The sequence below is a fragment of the Dactylosporangium sp. NPDC000555 genome (assembly GCF_040300025.1).
Taxonomy (GTDB): domain Bacteria; phylum Actinomycetota; class Actinomycetes; order Mycobacteriales; family Micromonosporaceae; genus Dactylosporangium.
This window is the reverse complement of record NZ_JBEPDB010000014.1, coordinates 24,917-42,241: the sequence shown is the minus strand read 5'-3', so window position 1 is coordinate 42,241 and position 17,325 is coordinate 24,917. Positions and strand designations below refer to the sequence as shown.

The following is a 17,325-nucleotide window of genomic DNA, read 5'->3' as shown; positions in this document are numbered from 1 at the left end:
CTCAGCTGTCCAGCGCTTCCATCAACCCGGTCAGGTCGGTGACGACGCCGTGGAATCGTTCGATGCTCGCCAGGGTCGCGGCATGCGCTGCGTCGTCGGAGTCGGCTACACACTCGGCGGGAACGACGACGTCGAAGTCCCGCGCGTAGGCGTCGCGGATCGTCGAGTCGACACAGAAGCTCGTGGTCGTCCCGGCCACGATCAGCACCTGAACGGCGCGCATGCGCAGCTCGCCCTCGAGCGTGGTCTGGAAGAACGCGCTCGAACGGTGCTTCACGACGATCTCGTCGCGCTCCTGCCTGACGGCCTTCATCTCGTCCAGGAGCTCGGCGTCCCAGGTGCCGCGCCGGCAGAGCTCCAGCTTGACGCCACGCCGCTCCAGGTGTGACGGGATCCGCCGGCGCCCGCGGGTGACATCGTCGTTGTAGTGCACCTGCTGGGTGAACCACACCGGGATGTCCAGGCGGTGCGCCAGGTCGATCGCCGTGATCACGTTGGGGATGATCTCCCGCGGGCGGCGGACGGCGTCCGCGCCGAAGGCCTGCCCACGCGAGCCGTCGGGGTGACAGAAGCCGTTCTGCATATCGACGACCAGCAGCCCGACCTCCCGCGGATCGAGCTTGACATTAAGCGGCATGCCAGTTCCTTCCCTTCGTAAGGTCGGGCTCGGGTTTGGTGATCACTTGCCCGCTGCCGGGTTCGGCCAGGACCTCGCCGTCGCGGAAGATGACTTCGCCACGGCGCATCGTCAACGTCGGCCAGCCGCGCAGCGGCACGCCTTCGAACGCGCTGGGGAACTCGCTCCGCGTGACCTCGGGCCCGACCGTGACCTCGTTGTCCAGGTCGACCACGACGAGATCGGCGTCCGAGCCGACCTGCAGCGCACCCTTGCGCGGGTAGAGGCCGAACAACCGGGCCGGGTTGTACGCCATGGTCTCGGCGACCTTCTCCAAGGTGATGCGGCCCTTGAGGACGCCCTCGGTCAGCACGACGGGAAGCATCGTGGCCAGACCCGCGAAGCCCGGGGCCTCCTCCCAGAAGCCCTTGCCGGACTTGGCGATCGGAACGTGGTCGGATCCGATGGTGGCGATCCAGCCCTCGCGCAGGCCGCGCCAGAGCTCGGCCTGGTGCTCCGCGTTGCGCAGGGCCGGGGCGACCTTCCCGACCCCCGAGCCGTGGGCGGCGAGCCGGGGATCGTCAGCGGTGAGCGCGAGGTAGTGCGGGCACGTCTCGAGCACGACGGTGCGCCCCTTGCGCCGCGACTCGGCTGCCGCGTCCACGGCCATGCCCACGGTGGTGTGGGGCACGTAGAGCGGGCACTCCTGGAGGTCGGCCAGCCAGATCGCCCGGAGCAGGTCCTGCTCCTCGACGAAGTCGGGGCGTGACTCGGTATAGGCGGCCAGGTCGTTGCCGCCGCGGGACTTCACCTGGGCGGTGAGGTGGCACACCAGCGAGTCGTCCTCGCAGTGCACCATGCACCAGGCGTGCGGACCGAGCTCGCGGATGCGCTCCATCGCCGCGTAGAGCACCGCGTCGTTGACCGAGACCAGTCCGATCGGGTTTCCCGGCTCGTAGCCGCCCATGTAGAACTTGAAGCTCGTCACGCCGAACTCCTCGGCGTACCGCGGGATCTCGTACACCTGCTCCATCGTCGAGATGATGAAGTGGAACTGCGTGTCGACGAGCATCCGGGTCCGGGACAGTTCCAGCTCGGCCGGGAACGTGTCGAGGAACGACTTGGCGGAGCGGCGGTACTGCAGCACGGTGGTCACGCCACCGCGCGCCGCACTGGCCGTCTCCGAAGCGAAGATCTCGGCGAGCGGCCGGCCACCGCCCAGGTGGACGTGTGGGTCGACCAGCCCCGGCAGCACGTACTTGCCGCCGCAGTCGATCCGTTCGGCGGCCTCGGGGAGCGCCCGCTCGTCACCGATGGCCACGACGCGACCATCCGCGATGGCGATCGCGGCGTCGACGATGCCGCTCGGGCTGACGATCCGCCCGCCCACGACCAGCTTGTCTACCTGCATGCCTCTTCCAGTTTTCTCGCCTCGTGATGGCCGAAGATCATCGAGCCGTGCGCCGGGCCGGCACGCGGTTCGCGGGAGGGTAGCTGTCGGCCGCTGACCCAAAGGGGTTGGGAACATCTCACGCCGCCGGACCGTCCTGACCCAGTGGCCGAACCGGTGCGGCAATGCCGTCCATGGGACGCTATCCAGGGCGCTAGACCATGTCAAGCATGCGGAACGACATCTTGCAATATAAGATGACTGCCTACGCCGTCGAGCCCCCGCCGACCGCGGTCAGCAGGCCGGTCAGGGCCGCGTCGGCGCGCTCGACGAGGTACGTGAACAGCTCGGCACCCCGCTCGGCCGACGCGCCGGCGGGGTCCCCGAGCACACCGTTCCCGCTCACGGCCCGAACGCCGTCCGCACGCAGTCGCGGCATGAGCTCGACGATCGGCGTCGTCTCGCCGGGCTCCGCCAGGTCGTACCGGACCCGGGCCGGGTCGAGATGGAGCATCAGGGAGGTCTCCGTCCGGCCGGCATGGGCGTCCCCGCCCGGGACCGTCAGGTGGTGGACGACGATCGGCATGCCTTCGCGGCCGCAGACGTCCCTGACCTGCCGGAGCGCGTCGACGTTGCCGCCGTGCCCGTTGACGATGAGCACCGCGCGCCACCACCGCGAAGCGCGGCGGACGAGCTCCCTGAGCAGGTGCGTCAAGGCGTCCGTGCCGATCGACAGCGTCCCCGGGAAGGCCGCGTGCTCGTCGCTGGCCCCCAGCCGCAGTACCGGCGCGAGTCCGGCCTGCGGGTGGATCCCGTGCAGGCGCCGTGCGACGGCATCCGCGATGAACGCGTCGGTGTCGAGGGGAAGGTGCGGTCCGTGCTGCTCCATCGAGCCGAGCGGCAGGATCAGGACGTCGCGGTGGGCCGCCTCGACCTGGGGCCAGCGCGCGTCTCGCAGCGGTGGCATCGGGTGCGCGCTCATCGGCGCCGCTGGAGGCTCGGGAGGTCACGGACCCGCGGCAGCAGCGGGCCCGGAGCGCGGGATCGCAGGCAGCTGCGCCACACGCCGACGCTGTAGGCCACGTCGTCCAGGGCGTGGGCGAGCACCGTCTCCGCGGCGGCGCGAACGGTCTGCGAGCAGGAGGCGCCCGCACGGTATTCCTGGATGGCGGCGCGCGACGCCACCTCGGCGTAGCCGGCCGCGATCGCCAGGAGCAGACGCCGCCGCAGGGGTGGGTGCGAAAGCGCCACCGCGACCGCTGTCACCGGCAGGAACGGGCGCACCATCCAGCGGCCGAGGCCGGTGATGGCGAGCATCTGGCCGCGGGCGGCCAACCGCCGCGCCGGCCCCGGCGAGAGTTGGGGAAGCTCACGGGGCGCGCCGGCGATCGCGAGGCCGGCGGCCGCCACGCCCAGCCCGGGGCGGCCGGCGACGCCCAGCAGCCACGGTGCCAGCGACCGGATCGACACGTTGGCGTGGCGGATCGTCCCGGGGTGGCGCACTTCGAGCAGCCCGACGCTGTCTCCGTAGAAGCGCCGCCGGGACAGGGCTTTCCACAACGTCGGGCGCGGCTGGTGCGACACGACGATGCGTGGTTCGTAGCGGACGCGGCCGCGGCCGGCGAACCGCCACACGAGATCGACGTCCTCCCCCACGGGCATCGCCTCGTCGAAGCCGCCGACGGCGCGGAAGTGATCGCGGTCGACGATCAGCGTGGCGGTGGGGACGAAGCTGACGGCCGAGCCGGCGACGACGTCCGCCGGGACCGGGCCGAAGTCGAGCGCGCTCGCCCGGGACTCGACGAGTCCGACGAGACCGGGCGCGTGGGTGGTGACGACGCGGGGCGCGACGGCGATCACGTCAGGCTCGGCGGTCACGCCGAGGAGGGCGCCGAGCCAGCCCGCGGGCGGCTGGACGTCGGCGTCGACGAAGGCGATCCACCGGGTTTCCGCGAGCGCGGCGCCGGAGTTGCGCGCCGCGGCAGCCCCGCACCGCTGAGCATGGCGGATGACGACGACGTCCGGGCGCCCCTCCGCGAGCGGCGCGAGGGGTTCGGCCGATCCGTCGTCGACCACGACGACGGGCACCCCGCCGGGAATGCTGTCCAGCAGCCGGCGCACCGGCTCGGGTGCCGACAGCGCCGGGATGACCACCGTGACATCGGCGGGCGTGACCGGCTCCGCCAGGGGCGGCACGAGCATTCCGGCCCGGACCAGCCTCGCGGCGAGCCGCCCGCCCGCCGACTCGGGCGGCGGCGGCTGCGAAGCGGCCAGCAGTTGCGAGAGGGCCGCCACCCCCTTGGGGGCGAGACGCATGACCCGGTAGGGCGAGCCACCGGCGAGGGTGGCCGCGTCCGGCCGCTCGACGCCAGGAGCGAGCTGAAACGCGGTCATCCGGTGAACCCGCCGTCCACGGCGAAGGCCGCGCCGGTGGTGGCGGAGGCGGCCGCGGAGCACAGCCAGGCCACGGCGGCGGCCACCTCCTCGGGTTCGAGGAGGCGCCCGAGCCGCTGGTGCCGGGCGAAATCGCCGGCCGAGTCCAGCCCGTAGGCGCGGGCGGTGCGGGTGAGCAGGGCGGTGCGGGTGCTGCCCGGCAGGACGGCATTCGCCGTGATGCCCGAACCGCCCAGGTCGGCGGCCAGGGACCGGATGTACCCGAGCGCGGCGTGCTTGGCGGCGACGTACGAGGCCAGCCGGGGCAGGCCGCGCTCCGCGGCCGAGGAGACGACGGCGACGAAGCGGCACCGGGACGCCTCGGCCCGGCCCAGCATGCGCGGCACCGCCGCGCGCGCGAGGTTCGCCACGCCGTGCAGGTTGACCGCCAGGTCCCGATCGAGGTCGGCAGGCGTCTGCTGCCAGGCCGGCCCGTCCGCTCCGATCACGCCGGCGACCGCCACCGCCGCGACGAGGCGGTCTCCCGCCGCCGCGACGAGGGCGTCGACGTCGGCGGGGCTGCGTACGTCGCACGGGCGGACGGTCACCCGCGCGCCGAGCGCTCGGCACGCGTCGGCGACCTCGTCGAGCTCCGCCAACGTGGCCAGGTGATAGCCCAGATCGGGCACTGCGCACGGATCCGCCACATCGCCGAGCACGAGGTCGTAGTCACCGGCCAGCCGCCTGGCGACCGCGGCGCCGATGCCTCGCGCCGCGCCGGTGATGACCGCGACAGGCCGGGATTCGTTGGTCATGGAGGCCCCTTCGGAGTGTCCGGCCCTGCGTGGACCATACCTGCACCCGGTGCCAAAACAAAGGCGACGCCGGCCCTCTAGCGCTGGTCGTGTCCGGAGAAACCCGCGGTCAGCTCACGAAACGCCGTGTCCAGCAGGGTGCCGAGGGGCGTGTGAGCATCGAGCAGCCACTGCTCGTACGCGGCGATCGCGGCGCCGAGTGCCGCGTGGCCGATGACGCACGGAAGGAAGTCACCGGGGCGCTGGCCGAGCCGCCGGGCCGCGAACTCCGCGATGACGGCGCGCCATTCGGCGTAGCGCAGCGTCGAATGCGCCTGGAGGGCGGGAACGGTGAGGATCAGGGACATGCGGTAGCGGTGTGACGCCAAGGTCGCGGGATCGTAGGTGTTGAAGGCGACCACGGCGCCGCGGATCGCGTCCATGAACGGAAGCGCGTCGGGGCAGGCGTTCAGCCAGTCGCGCATACGATCGAGCTCGCGGTCGAAGTCACCCCACACGACGTCGTTCTTGGACGGGTAGTAGCGGAAGAAGGTACGCCGGCCGATTCCGGCGGCGGCCGCGATGTCGTCCACGGCCGTCTCGTCGAAGCCTCGGGTGGCGAACAGTTCGAGCGCCAGCCGCTCGAGCTCCTCCCGGGACGTCGAGGGCTTGCGGCCGGAACGCCGCACGTCGGGCAAGGACGTTTCTGCCAACGGTCGACCCATCCCTCTTCCATTCGGCACCCGGTGCCATTATCGTGCTCTTCACACGGCGGGAGTCCCTGCCAGAGCCTTGGGAGCATGTTATGAGTCGCTCGTACCCGTCGGCTACCGCACCGGCCGAACAGCAGACCGCGCCGGCGATCGATGAGGCCGCCGAGGTGCGGCACGACGACGCCGACCTCCTCATCGAGGACGTGTCGATCGACGGCATGTGCGGCGTCTACTAGACCGCTTCCCGCAACCGATGGGAGGGCCACCCGTGCAACGCTTCGACGCCACTCAACCGTGGACCCTGCACCCCCAGGTCTCCGTGCGACCTGAGCCGTTCGGGGCCCTGCTGTACCACTTCGGTACGCGCCGGCTGTCCTTCCTCAAGGACCGCGTGCTGTTCGACGTCGTGCGCGCGCTCCCCGATGCCGCGTCCGCACGGGAGGCATGCTGCGCGGCGGGGCTCGACGAGGCCGAGCTGCCTCGATACGAACAAGCCTTGGCGACCCTCGCCGCCCGCGACATGCTCGTGCCGGCGCGTCCCCATCCAGCACCCGAGGAGGGTTCATGACCGTCACTCCGGTCGCACCGGTCGCCCGCAGCCTGGTCGATCATTTCCAGCTCGGTCTGGACGCACCGATCTGCCTGACCTGGGAACTGACCTACGCCTGCAACCTGTCGTGCGTACACTGCCTGTCCAGCAGCGGCCGGCGCGACCCGCGCGAACTGACGACCGCCGAGGCCAAGGCCGTCATCGACGAGCTGGAACGCATGCAGGTGTTCTACGTCAACATCGGTGGTGGCGAGCCGACGGTCCGCCCGGACTTCTGGGAGCTCGTCGACTACGCGACGGCCCATCACGTCGGCGTGAAGTTCTCGACGAACGGAGTGAAGATCAACCCCGAGGTCGCCCGGCGCCTCGCGGCCAGCGACTACGTCGACGTACAGATCTCGCTGGACGGCGCGACGGCTGAGGTCAACGACGCGGTGCGCGGTGCTGGCTCCTGGGCGACCGCCATGCGCGCGATGAGCAACCTTCGCGACGCCGGCTTCCGCGGCTTCAAGCTCTCCGTCGTGGTCACCCGCCACAACGTCGGCCAGCTCGACGAGTTCAAAGCCATCGCCGACGCCCACGGCGCCCAGCTCCGCCTCACCCGGCTGCGGCCCGCCGGACGGGGTGCGGACGTGTGGCACGAACTGCACCCGACCGGCGCGCAGCAGCGGCAGCTGTACGACTGGCTCGTCGCACACGGCGAAGACGTGCTGACCGGCGACTCGTTCTTCCACCTCTCGGCCTACGGGCAGGCACTGCCCGGGCTGAACCTCTGCGGCGCCGGACGGGTGGTGTGCCTGATCGACCCCGTCGGCGACGTCTACGCCTGCCCGTTCGCCATCCACGAGTCCTTCCTGGCCGGCAACATCCGCGACGAGGGCGGCTTCACCCGCGTGTGGCGCGAGTCCGACCTGTTCACCGACCTGCGCCGGCCCCAGTCCGGCGGCGCCTGCTCGAGCTGCGCACACTTCGACTCCTGCCGCGGCGGCTGCATGGCCGCGAAGTTCTTCACCGGCCTGCCGCTGGACGGTCCGGACCCGGAGTGCGTGCAGGGCTTCGGCGAGGCGGCCCTCGCCGACGTCGAGCACGACTCCCGGCCACGCCCGTTCCCGGATCACTCCCACCGCACGCAGCGCGCCACCCGCGGCGCCCCGGTTCCGGTGACCATCGGACGCCGCCCCGACCGGGCCTGCGACGAGGACCCCCTTGCCGGCTTCACCGAGGAGCGTTCCGCATGAGCGGTACGGAGCGCAGCGGAGTGGCCGCTCATCAGGAACGCAGGTGCGGCTCATGCCGCTGCCGGAGCGAAGCGGAGGTGACGGCATGAGCGGTGCGCAGCGAAGCGGCGCCTGGTCTGGGTCGATCAGCGCGAAGCCTCATCGAGCCAGACCGGGCGGAGTGGCCGCTCGTCAGGAACGCAGGTGCGGCTCATGCCGCTGCCGGAGCGAAGCGGAGGTGACGGCATGAGCAACGGCTGGTTCGAGACCGTGGCGGAGGCGCAGCGGCGCGCCAAGAAGCGTCTGCCCAAGTCGGTGTACGGCGCGCTCATCGCCGGTTCGGAGCGGGGCCTGACCCTCGAGGACAACCAGCGGGCGTTCGGCGAGCTCGGCTTCGCCCCCCACGTGGCCGGCCTGTCCGCCCAGCGAGACCTGGCGACCACGGTCATGGGCGAGGACATCTCCCTGCCGGTGATCATCTCACCGACCGGCGTGCAGGCCGTCCATCCCGACGGCGAGGTTGCGGTCGCGCGCGCCGCGGCCGCCCGCGGTACCGCCATGTCGCTGAGCTCGTTCGCCAGCAAGCCGCTGGAAGAGGTCGTCACCGCCAACTCTCAGACGTTCTTCCAGAGCTACTGGATGGGTTCCCGGGAGCAGATGGTCCGGCGCCTCGAACTCGCCAGGGCGGCCGGCGCCCGAGGGCTCATCGCCACGCTGGACTGGTCGTTCTCCCACGGCCGGGACTGGGGAAGCCCGTCCATCCCCGAGCGCATGAACGTCAAGGCGATGCTGCGATACGCCCCGCAGGCACTGACCCGCCCGCGGTGGCTGCTGAACTATGCCAAGACCGGCCGCGTCCCCGACCTGACCGTGCCCAACCTGACCGAGGACGGCACGACGCCGACCTTCTTCGGGGCGTACGGGCAGTGGATGCAGACCCCGCCGCCGAGCTGGGACGACGTCCGCTGGCTGCGCGAACAGTGGGACGGGCCCTTCATGCTCAAGGGCGTCATCCGGGTCGACGACGCCAAACGGGCCGTCGACTGCGGGGTCAGCGCCATCTCCGTGTCCAATCACGGTGGCAACAACCTTGACAGCACACCGGCGTCGATCCGCGCGCTGCCGGCGATCGCCGGTGCCGTGGGCGGGCAGATCGACGTGCTGCTCGACGGTGGCATCCGCCGCGGCAGCGACGTCGTCAAGGCGGTCGCCCTGGGCGCCAGGGCGGTGATGATCGGCCGGGCATACCTGTGGGGCCTCGCCGCCAACGGCCAGGCCGGCGTCGAGAACGTCCTGGACATCCTCCGTAACGGAATCGACTCCGCCCTGCTCGGGTTGGGCCACTCCTCGATCCACGACCTGAGCCCGGACGACATCGTCATCCCGCCCGGCTTCGAACGCAGTCTGGGCGTGCCGGCCGAGGCGTCGGCAATGCTCTGATCGACGCGATCACGGCCCGCAGCGGGCCCCACGTATGACAAGCCTCAGGCGCGAAGGAGTGGGGTCAGCAGGTCCGCCAGGATGGGGACGCCGTTGTGGGTCAGCACCGACTCGGGGTGGAACTGCATCGACGCGAACCACGGTGAGCGCAGTGCGTGGACCTCGCCCGTGTCGGCGTCACGGCTGATCTCCGCCACGCCGCCGCCCGGCAGCTCCAGCTTGTCGTCATCGCTGTACGCCGCGAAGGTGTTGTAAAAACCGACCAGCTCGGGGCGGCCGAAGAGGTCGATGCGGCGCTGGAGGCCCTGGTTGGGCGCCGGGCGGCGGGCGACGCGCAGGCCCAGCCGGGCACTCAACACCTGATGGCTCAGGCATACCGCCAGCAACGGCCGCCGCCCGGCGAGCAGCGTGTCCACTGTGGATCGCAGGTGGGCGATCTTCGGGTGGGCCACGTCGCCCGGGTCGCCCGGGCCCGGGCCGAGGACAACCAGGTCGTGGTCGTCGAGCGTGTGCGGCTCGTCGTATCGCCGCACCGTCACCTCGAGGCCCAGCGAGCCCAGTTGCAGGGCGAGCATCCGGGTGAAGGTGTCCTCGGCGTCCACCACCAGCACCCGGCGACCGGGCACGGACGGTGCCGAACGCTCGGCGGCCCCCGTGAGCCAGAACCCCGCCAGGCCGACGTTGCGCCGGGCGAGAGCTGCCCGGACCTGGCGGTGCTCCGAGAAGTCAGGCACGCCCCCAACGGCAGCGGCCCCGGCAGCCGCATCCCCGGCAGCGGCCGGAGCAGCGGACCCGCGCAGCGCGGCCAGCAGGGCCGACGCCTTCGCCTCGGTCTCGGCGACCTCGGCCGCCGGGTCCGAGTGCCGCACGAGCGTGGCGCCGACGCCGATGCTCAGCCGCCCGTCCCGGTCGATCTCGGCGGTCCGGATGAGGATGGCCGAGTCCAGCTCGTCCCGGTCGATCAGCGCGGCGACGCCGCTGTAGTAGCCACGGCCCTGCCGTTCGTGCCGCGCGATGACCCGGCACGCGTTCTCCAGCGGACTGCCGACGACGGTCGGCGCGAACAGCGTCTCGCGCAGGATCTCACGCGGGTCCAGCGAGGTGCGGCCGCGGATGAAGTACTCGGTGTGGGCGAGCCGGGTCATCTGCCGCAGGTACGGGCCGTCGACCCGGCCGCCCTGCGGGCAGACGCGGGCCATCATCTTCAGCTCCTCGTCGAGGACCATGGCCAGCTCGTCGGTCTCCTTGCGGTCGGCGAGGAAGTCGAGCAGGCCGGGCAGGGTGGGGCCGGACGGGCCGTACCGGAACGTGCCGCTGATCGGGTTCATCACCGCCTCGCCGTCCTGAACGCTGATGTGGCGTTCCGGGGTGGCGCCGACAAACGTGCGGTCGCCGGTGTGGATGAGGAACGTCCAGTACGCGCCGGACTCGCCGAGCAGCAGCCGGCGGAAGCACGACAGCGCGTGGGCCAGCTCGTAGTCCTCGACGTCGGCGACGAACGAGCGGCGGATGACGAAGTTGGCCCCCTCACCCGTACCGATCTCATCGGCGACGACACGGCGCACGGTGTCGTCGTAGCGGCCGCCGTCGAAGCGCCCGTCCGACAGGGGCACCGGCAGGTCTGGCAGCAGCGCGCCGGCCAGGGACACCGGCAGCAGCGACCGGGCGGCGATCCGCAGGGCGAGCAGGGGCGCGCCGTCGTCGACGCACTCGTAGCCGCGCTCAGCGACCTGCCGGAACGGCACGACCACGAGGACCGGCGCCGGCGGTATCGACGCGAGATCGACCACTGTGGACACTGAGCCGGTGAGGACCTCGACGCCGTCCACAGAGGACGGGCGGTGCAGCAGCGCGAACGGCTCCATCACACACCGGCCCCGACCAGCAGTCGTGCGGTGGTGGTGACGACCGCGCAGCGGCGGGCCGCGTAGTCGACGGCGAGGCGGTGGTCCTCGGCGGAGAAGTCGCCGACCGCGTCGGCGACGAGGAACGGCTGGATGTCGTTGGTGAACGCCTCGACGAGCGTGGCGAGGATCCCGACATGTGCGTAGACGCCGCACACGACGAGCTGGTCGCGGCCGGCGGCCCGCATCCGTTCCAGCAGGTCGGAGCGGAAGAACGCGCTGTACCGCCACTTCGTGAACACCCAGTCGCCCGGCTGCGGCGCCACCTGCGACTCGATCTCCCGGTCGGCGGGCGTCAGGCGCATGCCGGGTCCCCAGAAGTCGGCGAGCAGTCCGCGGTCCTGCGGGGTCATGCCGCCGGGCTGCGCCGTGTACGCCACCGGCAGGCCGGACGAGCGCCGCAGGCGGGCCACGTTGCCGACGAGCTCACGGCGGAACGCGTCGGCGAAGGGCCTCAGGAAGTACCGTTGCATGTCGTGGATCAGCAGGACGGCACGGTGCGGATCGGGCTTCCAGGTCGCGGTGTTCGCGGGCAGGTCCGCCGCCGTGGGCAGCGGGTAGGGCTGGATCGGGGCCAGTGACATGCTCTCTCCTAGACGCCGAGCGCGGCGCCGCCGTCGACGGTCAGGGCGTGCATCGTGATGTGTCCGGCCCGGTCGGACAGCAGGAAGACCACGGCGTCGGCCACGTCGTCCGGGCTGGCCAGCTTCCGCAGCGGGATGCCCACGCGGTAGGCGTCGAGGCGGCCGTCGATGGTGGCGCGGCGCGCGCTCTCGTCCGGCCACATGCCGTGCAGCATCGGGGTGTCGGTGGAGCCGGGCGCGACGAGGTTGCACCGGATGCCGTGGCCGGCGACCTCGAGGCCGAGGCACTTGGTGAACATCGTGGCGGCGGCCTTGGACGCGGCGTAGGCGGCCATCCCCTGCCGCGGCGTCTCGGCGGCGTTGGAGGCCACGGTGACGATCGCGCCGCGCCCGCGCGGGACCATGCGGTTGACCACCGCGCGCGAGACGACGAACACGCCGGTGGTGTTGACGGCGAACGTCGCCGACCAGTCGTCGTCGGTGAGCCGGGCCGCGTCCGCGAGGCGGAGCACTCCGGCGGCGTTGACGAGGTAGTCGATGGGGCCGTCGCGCCGCTCGACCAGGTCGACTGCGGCCTCGACCTCGTCACGGCGGGTCACGTCGGCCGGGATCGCGAGCACCCGCAGGCCCTCGGCGGTGAGTCCGGCCACCGCGGCGGCGAGTCGCTCGGCGTCGCGGTCGACGGCGGCGACGAGCGCGCCTTGACCGGCGAGCGCCTTGACCACGGCGGCGCCGATGCCGCCGGCGGCCCCGGTCACCAGGGCGATCTTGTCGTGCACAGGAACCTCCTCAGCCGCTCCATGCCGCGATGACGGACATGGCCTGCGATGGGTTGAGCCGCGGATCACAGAGGGTGGTGTACTTGTCGCCCACGCGATCGGCGCACGAGGCGTCCGCGACGCACTCGGTCACGTCGTCGGGTGTGGTCTCCAGATGCAGGCCGCCCGCGACGCCGCCCGCCTCGCGGACCGCGCACTGGAACGACCGCACCTCGCGGACGACGGTCTCCAGGAACCGGGTCTTCAGCCCGTGCGGGGTGGTGACCGTGTTGCCGTGCATCGGGTCGACGAGCCACACGACCGGGTGTCCGGCGGCGTGGACGGCCGCGGCGAGCACCGGCAGGCGCTCGTCGACGGCGGCGGCGCCGAGCCGCGCGATGAGCGTCAGCCGGCCGGGCTCGCGGTGCGGGTCGAGGCGCTGGCACAGCGCGACCAGGTCTTCGGCGCGGGTGCCGGGGCCGACCTTGCAGGCGACCGGGTTGACGACCGCGGCCAGCAGCGCGACGTGGGCGCCGTCGAGCTGCCGGGTCCGCTCGCCGATCCACGGCCAGTGCGTGGAGGCGAGCAGCAGCCGGCCGGTCGCGGTGCGGCGCAGCTGAGGCAGCTCGTAGTCCAGCAGGAGCGCCTCGTGGCTGGCCCACGTCGGCGGCGTGAGCCACGGCGTGCCCGGGCGGGCCTGCCAGCCGAGGTGCGCGAGCACGTCGCGGGCGGTGTGGTAGCCGGCGACGAGCCGCGCCGGGTCGGGCCGGCGGCGTTCCGGGTCCGGCTCGGGGCCGTTGACCAGGTGCCCGCGGTACACCGGCAGCTCCTGGCCGCCGACGACCTCGGTGTCGCGGCTGCGCGGCTTGGCGAGCTGGCCGGCGAGCCGCCCGACGCGCAGGACGGGCCGGCCGGTGTCGAGCTGCAGGGCGCCGGCGAGCATGTCGACGAGGCCGGCCTTGCGGGTGACGTCGCCGTACGTGCACTCACCGGGGTCCTCGGCGCAGTCGCCGGCCTGCACGACGTACGCCTCGCCGGCCGCCACCCGGGCGAGCCGGGCGCGCAGATCGAGGACGTCGGCCGTCCGGACGAGCGCCGGCTGCCGCGTCAGCGTCTCGCGCGCGGCGGCGAGCCCGGCGGGATCATCCCAGTCCGGCTGCTGCCGGGCGGGGCGGGCCCGCAGCTCGGCGAGGACGTCATCCATCGGTGCCCGCCACGAGGGCCGCCGCGACCGCGATGGTGCGCCGCGCCTGGAACTCCACCGCGGCGAGGTTGTCGTCGGTGACGTTTCCGGGCTGGTTGCGGGAGACGTTGCTCGCGCCGTACGGGTTGCCGTTGGTCGGCCGGAACAGCACCGGGTCGGTGGAGCCGGTCGGCACGATCACGGAACCCCAGTGGCAGAACGTGTTGTGCAGGGCCAGGATCGTGCTCACCTGGCCGCCGTGCGGTGCCGAGCCGGAGGTGAACGCGCCGACGGCCTTCCCGGCGAGCCGGCCGCCGATCGACAGCGGCGCGGTCGTGTCGAGGAAGTGCATGAGCTGCGGCGCGGGCAGGCCGAACCGCACCGGAGTGCCGATCAGCACGGCGTCGGCCCAGGCGAGATCGTCGAGCGTGGCCTCGGGGACGTCCCGGGTGGCCTCGGTGTGCCGCAGCCACGCGTCCCGGTCGGTGACGGCGGGCTCGGCCACCAGCTCGGGGATCCGGCGCAGCCGGACGTCGGCGCCGGCCTTGGCCGCCGCGTCGGCTGCGGCCTCGGCGAGCCGGAACACGTTGCCGGTCGAGGAATAGAAGATGACGGAAACATTGGTCATTGCCCTGGTACTCCTCGCGAAGTGCCGTTGTCGGCCGCCATCGTCGGCATGGCCCGGCGGCGGCGGCAACGGCCGGCGCTGGAGTACGTCACGTGCGGCCCGGACCACCGCCACGCCGCGCAGCACGGTGGTCCGGCCACCTAGGCAGGGCCGCGCCCGCCCCGGCACGGTGTTCTCGCACACCGCGGATGTTGAGGGGGAACGATGCCTGACGACGCCGACCGGGTTGTCGCCGAACTGTGCGGGGAGCTGTTCGCCGGGCTTGCCCGCAAGGACCAGCGGCGGCGCGGCGTCGAGTACGTCCACGGCCTGCTGCGCACGCCGGGGCGCAAGTCGATCCGCAACATCGCCGGGGCGGCGAACGAGCAGCGGCTGCACCACTTCGTCAGCGACTCGACCTGGGACTGGATGCCGGTCCGCCGGGCGCTGCGCGAGCACCTGCTACGGTCCGCGCCGCCGCTCGCCTGGGTCGTCCACTCGATGATCATCCCGAAGGCGGGTGAGCACACGGTCGGCGTCGGCCGCCGGTACTGCCGCACCCGCGGGTCGTTCCTCAGCGCCCAGCACGCGATGGGCCTGTGGGCGGCCGCACCGGGCTGGAGCAGCCCGGTGCACTGGCGCCTGCACCTGTCGGCGACCTGGCTGGGTGACGCCGACCGGCGCCGGCGGGCCGCGATCCCGGCCGCGGCGGTGCCGCAGCCCGTCGACGAGTGCCTGGTCGACACATACCTGGAGCTGGTCACCGACCGGGAGCTGCCGATCGTGCTGGACGCGCGGGACCTCGACGCGCCGGCCGTGATCCGCCGGCTGCGGGCGGCCGGCGCACCGGTGCTGGCCCGGATCGACGGCGCGACGCCGCTGTGCCCGGACGCGCCGGTCCCCGGCCACACGGGCGGCCCGCTGCCCGCGGCGCAGCTGCTCGAGATGGTCCGGCACACCCGCCGGCCGGTGTTCGGCGCCGGTGCCGCGCTGGCCGCGACCCGCACCGTCCGGCTGCCCGGGCCGGGCCGCCCCGACGACCTGGTGCTGCTCGGGGTCGGCGGCCCCGGCCCGGGGTGGCCGGGCGAGGTGTGGCTGACCACGTGCACCGGGCACGGCCTCGCCGACCTGGTGCGGCTCGGGCGCCTTCCGGCGCGGGTCGGCGCGGACCTCACCGCGATCGGCGACCGGGTGGGCCTGCGCGACTTCACCGGCCGGTCGTTCGCCGGCTGGCACCGGCACATCACGCTCGCCTCCGCCGCGCACGCGCTCGTCGCCCTGCACGGCGCCGCACCCGAGGACCTCCGCCGCGCCGGCTGATCGCCGCGCCGGTCCGGCCCCGGACCACGCGCCGCTTCCAAACCCGACCGAAAGGGATGCACCGTGCTCACGTTGCACGACACCGCCGGTCCGCCCGTGGCCGTGCTGGGCACCGGATCGTGCCTGCCAGCCCACGTCGTCGACAACGCTACCGTCGCGGGCCCGGCAGGGGTCACCGCCGAGTGGATCGTCGCCCGGACGGGCATCCGGGCGCGGCGCTGGGCCAAGCCGGACGAGGCCACCTCCGACCTCGCCGTGGCCGCCGGGCGAGCCGCGCTCGAGGACGCCGGGATCCGCGCGGCGCAGCTGTCGCTGGTCCTCGTGGCCACCTCGACGCCCGACTCGCCGCAGCCGCCCACCGCGTCGCTCGTCGCCGACGAGCTCGGCGTCGGGCCGGGCACCGCCGCGTTCGACCTCAACGCCGTCTGCAGCGGGTTCGTGTTCGCCCTCGGCACGGCGGAGCGCCTGCTGCGGGCGGCCGGCGGCCACGCCCTCGTCATCGGCGCCGACGTGTACTCCCGCATCCTCGACCCGGCCGACCGGCGGACCGCGGTGCTGTTCGGCGACGGCGCCGGCGCGGTGGTGCTCGGCCCCGGCGACCGGCCCACGGTGCTGGCGAGCCGGCTCGCCACGTTCGCCGAGGCGCACCAGCTCATCCGCGTGCCGGCCGGAGGCAGCCGCATCCCGGCCTCGGTCGGGTCGATCGACGCCGGGCTGCACCACTTCGCGATGGAGGGTCGCGCGGTACGCGACTTCGTGCTCGACACGGTGGCGCCCGCGATCCGCGCGTTCCTCGCCGACGCCGGCGTCGCACCGGACCGGCTGGCGTCGTTCGTGCCGCACCAGGCCAATCCCAACCTCGTCGCCGATCTCGCGGCGGCGGTCGGCGTGCCGGCCGACCGTACCGCCGCGACCGGCGCCGAGTTCGGCAACACCGGCGCCGCATCGCTGCCGGTGACGCTCGACCACACCCGCGAGCGCCTGCGCGAAGGCGACCTCGTGCTGCTGGCCGGCTTCGGCGGCGGCATGTCGGCCGGGTTCGCGCTGCTGCGCTGGCCCCGCACGGAAAGGACCACCTGATGCTCGACGAACAGACCGTCGAGGAGTACCTGCACCGCATCGGCGCCCGCCGCCCCGCCGTGCCGGACCTCGCCGGCCTGCGCCACCTCCAGGAGCGGCACGTGCTCACGGTGCCGTTCGAGAACCTCGGCTACCACCTCGACGAGGAGATCCACCTCGGCGGCGCGGTCGTCGACAAGATCGTCCGTGACCGGCGCGGCGGCGGCTGCTACGAGACCAACCCGGCGTTCGGGCTGCTGCTGACGGCCCTGGGCTACGAGGTCGAGATCCTGCCCGGCCGGGTGTACCGCCCGGCCGGCCTCGGCCCGCCGTACTGCCACCTCGCGCTGCGCGTCACCGTCGACGGTGAGCCGTGGCTCGTGGACACCGGGTTCGGCCGCAACAGCCGCCTGCCGCTGCGGTTCTCGACGGCGGCGGCCCAGCCGGACCCGCACGGCACGTACCACGTCCGGGACGGCGAGGTGACGCTCGACGACAAGCCGCTGTACCGCCTCGACGACCGCCCAGCCGCCCTCGACGACTTCCGGCCGACGCTGTGGTGGTGGCGCACCTGCCCGGACTCGCCGTTCCTGCAGGACGTGTTCTGCTCACTGCCCACGGCGGAGGGACGGGTGACGCTGAAGGGCCGGCGGCTGACGATCGACGCCGGCGGCGAGCGGGTGCGCACCGACCTCACCGACGACGCGGCGGTCCTCGCCGCGTACCGCAAGCATTTCGGTTTCGACCTCGACCGGCTCCCCCGCGACCCGCTCATCCCGGCCAGCGGCACCACCGGCATCAAGCTCGACTGACCTCA

The 17,325-nt window shown here is 73.0% G+C and carries 19 protein-coding genes; 8 read left to right on the top strand and 11 right to left on the bottom strand.

Annotation, left to right across the window (positions count from 1 at the left end):
• Position 1 precedes the first annotated feature (1 nt).
• From ABT297_RS11990 to mftR, 6 genes are all read right to left on the bottom strand, one after another.
• Entirely contained in the window at positions 2-637 is a 636-nt protein-coding gene (locus tag ABT297_RS11990; RefSeq protein ID WP_350547885.1) for a cysteine hydrolase family protein, read from the bottom strand.
• Positions 627-2,027, bottom strand: a complete 1,401-nt coding sequence (locus tag ABT297_RS11985) for a dihydroorotase (RefSeq protein WP_350547883.1) — start codon at positions 2,025-2,027, stop codon at positions 627-629. Before ABT297_RS11985 ends, ABT297_RS11990 begins: the two co-directional genes overlap by 11 nt.
• 244 nt (positions 2,028-2,271) lie before the next feature.
• The gene (gene mftE, locus ABT297_RS11980; RefSeq protein ID WP_350547881.1) at positions 2,272-2,988 is read right to left on the bottom strand and encodes a mycofactocin biosynthesis peptidyl-dipeptidase MftE; all 717 of its coding nucleotides are present in this window, start codon (positions 2,986-2,988) and stop codon (positions 2,272-2,274) included.
• A complete protein-coding gene (mftF, locus tag ABT297_RS11975) occupies positions 2,985-4,400 on the bottom strand; it encodes a mycofactocin biosynthesis glycosyltransferase MftF (protein ID WP_350547879.1) in 1,416 nt (471 codons plus the stop codon). The genes mftE and mftF overlap by 4 nt, the downstream gene beginning before the upstream one ends.
• On the bottom strand, positions 4,397-5,194 hold the full coding sequence (locus ABT297_RS11970) for an SDR family oxidoreductase (protein ID WP_350547876.1): 798 nt from the start codon (positions 5,192-5,194) through the stop codon (positions 4,397-4,399). Before ABT297_RS11970 ends, mftF begins: the two co-directional genes overlap by 4 nt.
• Positions 5,195-5,271: 77 nt before the next feature.
• The gene (gene mftR / locus ABT297_RS11965; RefSeq protein WP_350547874.1) at positions 5,272-5,886 is read right to left on the bottom strand and encodes a mycofactocin system transcriptional regulator MftR; all 615 of its coding nucleotides are present in this window, start codon (positions 5,884-5,886) and stop codon (positions 5,272-5,274) included.
• A 92-nt stretch (positions 5,887-5,978) separates the two neighbouring features.
• Here mftR and mftA point away from each other — a divergent pair, with 92 nt between their 5' ends.
• The 4 genes from mftA (at position 5,979) to mftD (ending at position 9,093) form a co-directional block, all read left to right on the top strand.
• Positions 5,979-6,122 carry a mycofactocin precursor MftA gene (gene mftA / locus ABT297_RS11960; RefSeq protein ID WP_350547872.1) on the top strand — a complete coding sequence of 48 codons (144 nt, stop codon included), beginning with the start codon at positions 5,979-5,981 and terminating at the stop codon, positions 6,120-6,122.
• Positions 6,123-6,154: 32 nt separating this feature from the next.
• A complete protein-coding gene (gene mftB / locus ABT297_RS11955; protein ID WP_350547870.1) occupies positions 6,155-6,454 on the top strand; it encodes a mycofactocin biosynthesis chaperone MftB in 300 nt (99 codons plus the stop codon).
• Positions 6,451-7,674 (top strand): mycofactocin radical SAM maturase, encoded by a 1,224-nt coding sequence (mftC, locus tag ABT297_RS11950; RefSeq protein WP_350547868.1) that lies wholly within the window; start codon positions 6,451-6,453, stop codon positions 7,672-7,674. Before mftB ends, mftC begins: the two co-directional genes overlap by 4 nt.
• Before the next feature lie 225 nt (positions 7,675-7,899).
• A complete protein-coding gene (gene mftD, locus ABT297_RS11945) occupies positions 7,900-9,093 on the top strand; it encodes a pre-mycofactocin synthase MftD (protein WP_350547866.1) in 1,194 nt (397 codons plus the stop codon).
• Positions 9,094-9,137: 44 nt separating this feature from the next.
• Here the strand turns inward: mftD and ABT297_RS11940 are convergent, their stop codons facing one another.
• From ABT297_RS11940 to ABT297_RS11920, 5 genes are read right to left on the bottom strand one after another with little or no spacing between them, the layout of a single operon-like run.
• Complete coding sequence (locus ABT297_RS11940) at positions 9,138-10,958, bottom strand: anthranilate synthase family protein (RefSeq protein WP_350547864.1); 1,821 nt, start codon at positions 10,956-10,958, stop codon at positions 9,138-9,140.
• Positions 10,958-11,581: an isochorismatase family protein gene (locus tag ABT297_RS11935; RefSeq protein ID WP_350547862.1), complete on the bottom strand. Its 624-nt coding sequence runs from the start codon at positions 11,579-11,581 to the stop codon at positions 10,958-10,960. The genes ABT297_RS11940 and ABT297_RS11935 overlap by 1 nt, the downstream gene beginning before the upstream one ends.
• An 8-nt stretch (positions 11,582-11,589) precedes the next feature.
• Entirely contained in the window at positions 11,590-12,360 is a 771-nt protein-coding gene (locus tag ABT297_RS11930) for a 2,3-dihydro-2,3-dihydroxybenzoate dehydrogenase (RefSeq protein WP_350547861.1), read from the bottom strand.
• Between the two features lie 10 nt (positions 12,361-12,370).
• Positions 12,371-13,543 (bottom strand): 3-deoxy-7-phosphoheptulonate synthase, encoded by a 1,173-nt coding sequence (locus ABT297_RS11925; RefSeq protein WP_350547860.1) that lies wholly within the window; start codon positions 13,541-13,543, stop codon positions 12,371-12,373.
• Positions 13,536-14,150: an NAD(P)H-dependent oxidoreductase gene (locus tag ABT297_RS11920; RefSeq protein WP_350547857.1), complete on the bottom strand. Its 615-nt coding sequence runs from the start codon at positions 14,148-14,150 to the stop codon at positions 13,536-13,538. Before ABT297_RS11920 ends, ABT297_RS11925 begins: the two co-directional genes overlap by 8 nt.
• Before the next feature lie 21 nt (positions 14,151-14,171).
• Between ABT297_RS11920 and ABT297_RS11915 the strand changes: the two genes are divergently transcribed.
• The 4 genes from ABT297_RS11915 (at position 14,172) to ABT297_RS11900 (ending at position 17,320) form a co-directional block, all read left to right on the top strand.
• Positions 14,172-14,294, top strand: coding sequence for a hypothetical protein (locus ABT297_RS11915; RefSeq protein ID WP_350547855.1), 123 nt, complete (start codon positions 14,172-14,174; stop codon positions 14,292-14,294).
• A gap of 60 nt (positions 14,295-14,354) precedes the next feature.
• Complete coding sequence (locus tag ABT297_RS11910) at positions 14,355-15,449, top strand: IS701 family transposase (protein WP_350547853.1); 1,095 nt, start codon at positions 14,355-14,357, stop codon at positions 15,447-15,449.
• Between the two features lie 63 nt (positions 15,450-15,512).
• Entirely contained in the window at positions 15,513-16,529 is a 1,017-nt protein-coding gene (locus ABT297_RS11905; RefSeq protein ID WP_350547851.1) for a 3-oxoacyl-ACP synthase III family protein, read from the top strand.
• Positions 16,529-17,320: an arylamine N-acetyltransferase family protein gene (locus ABT297_RS11900; RefSeq protein ID WP_350547849.1), complete on the top strand. Its 792-nt coding sequence runs from the start codon at positions 16,529-16,531 to the stop codon at positions 17,318-17,320. Before ABT297_RS11905 ends, ABT297_RS11900 begins: the two co-directional genes overlap by 1 nt.
• Positions 17,321-17,325: the final 5 nt, after the last annotated feature.

Coding starts and splice junctions, on each gene's coding strand:
- ABT297_RS11990 (WP_350547885.1), bottom strand. CDS start 637: ATGCCGCTTAATGTCAAGCTCGATCCGCGGGAGGTCGGGCTGCTGGTC.
- ABT297_RS11985 (WP_350547883.1), bottom strand. CDS start 2,027: ATGCAGGTAGACAAGCTGGTCGTGGGCGGGCGGATCGTCAGCCCGAGC.
- mftE (WP_350547881.1), bottom strand. CDS start 2,988: ATGAGCGCGCACCCGATGCCACCGCTGCGAGACGCGCGCTGGCCCCAG.
- mftF (WP_350547879.1), bottom strand. CDS start 4,400: ATGACCGCGTTTCAGCTCGCTCCTGGCGTCGAGCGGCCGGACGCGGCC.
- ABT297_RS11970 (WP_350547876.1), bottom strand. CDS start 5,194: ATGACCAACGAATCCCGGCCTGTCGCGGTCATCACCGGCGCGGCGCGA.
- mftA (WP_350547872.1), top strand. CDS start 5,979: ATGAGTCGCTCGTACCCGTCGGCTACCGCACCGGCCGAACAGCAGACC.
- mftC (WP_350547868.1), top strand. CDS start 6,451: ATGACCGTCACTCCGGTCGCACCGGTCGCCCGCAGCCTGGTCGATCAT.
- mftD (WP_350547866.1), top strand. CDS start 7,900: ATGAGCAACGGCTGGTTCGAGACCGTGGCGGAGGCGCAGCGGCGCGCC.
- ABT297_RS11940 (WP_350547864.1), bottom strand. CDS start 10,958: ATGGAGCCGTTCGCGCTGCTGCACCGCCCGTCCTCTGTGGACGGCGTC.
- ABT297_RS11935 (WP_350547862.1), bottom strand. CDS start 11,581: ATGTCACTGGCCCCGATCCAGCCCTACCCGCTGCCCACGGCGGCGGAC.
- ABT297_RS11925 (WP_350547860.1), bottom strand. CDS start 13,543: ATGGATGACGTCCTCGCCGAGCTGCGGGCCCGCCCCGCCCGGCAGCAG.
- ABT297_RS11920 (WP_350547857.1), bottom strand. CDS start 14,150: ATGACCAATGTTTCCGTCATCTTCTATTCCTCGACCGGCAACGTGTTC.
- ABT297_RS11910 (WP_350547853.1), top strand. CDS start 14,355: ATGCCTGACGACGCCGACCGGGTTGTCGCCGAACTGTGCGGGGAGCTG.
- ABT297_RS11900 (WP_350547849.1), top strand. CDS start 16,529: ATGCTCGACGAACAGACCGTCGAGGAGTACCTGCACCGCATCGGCGCC.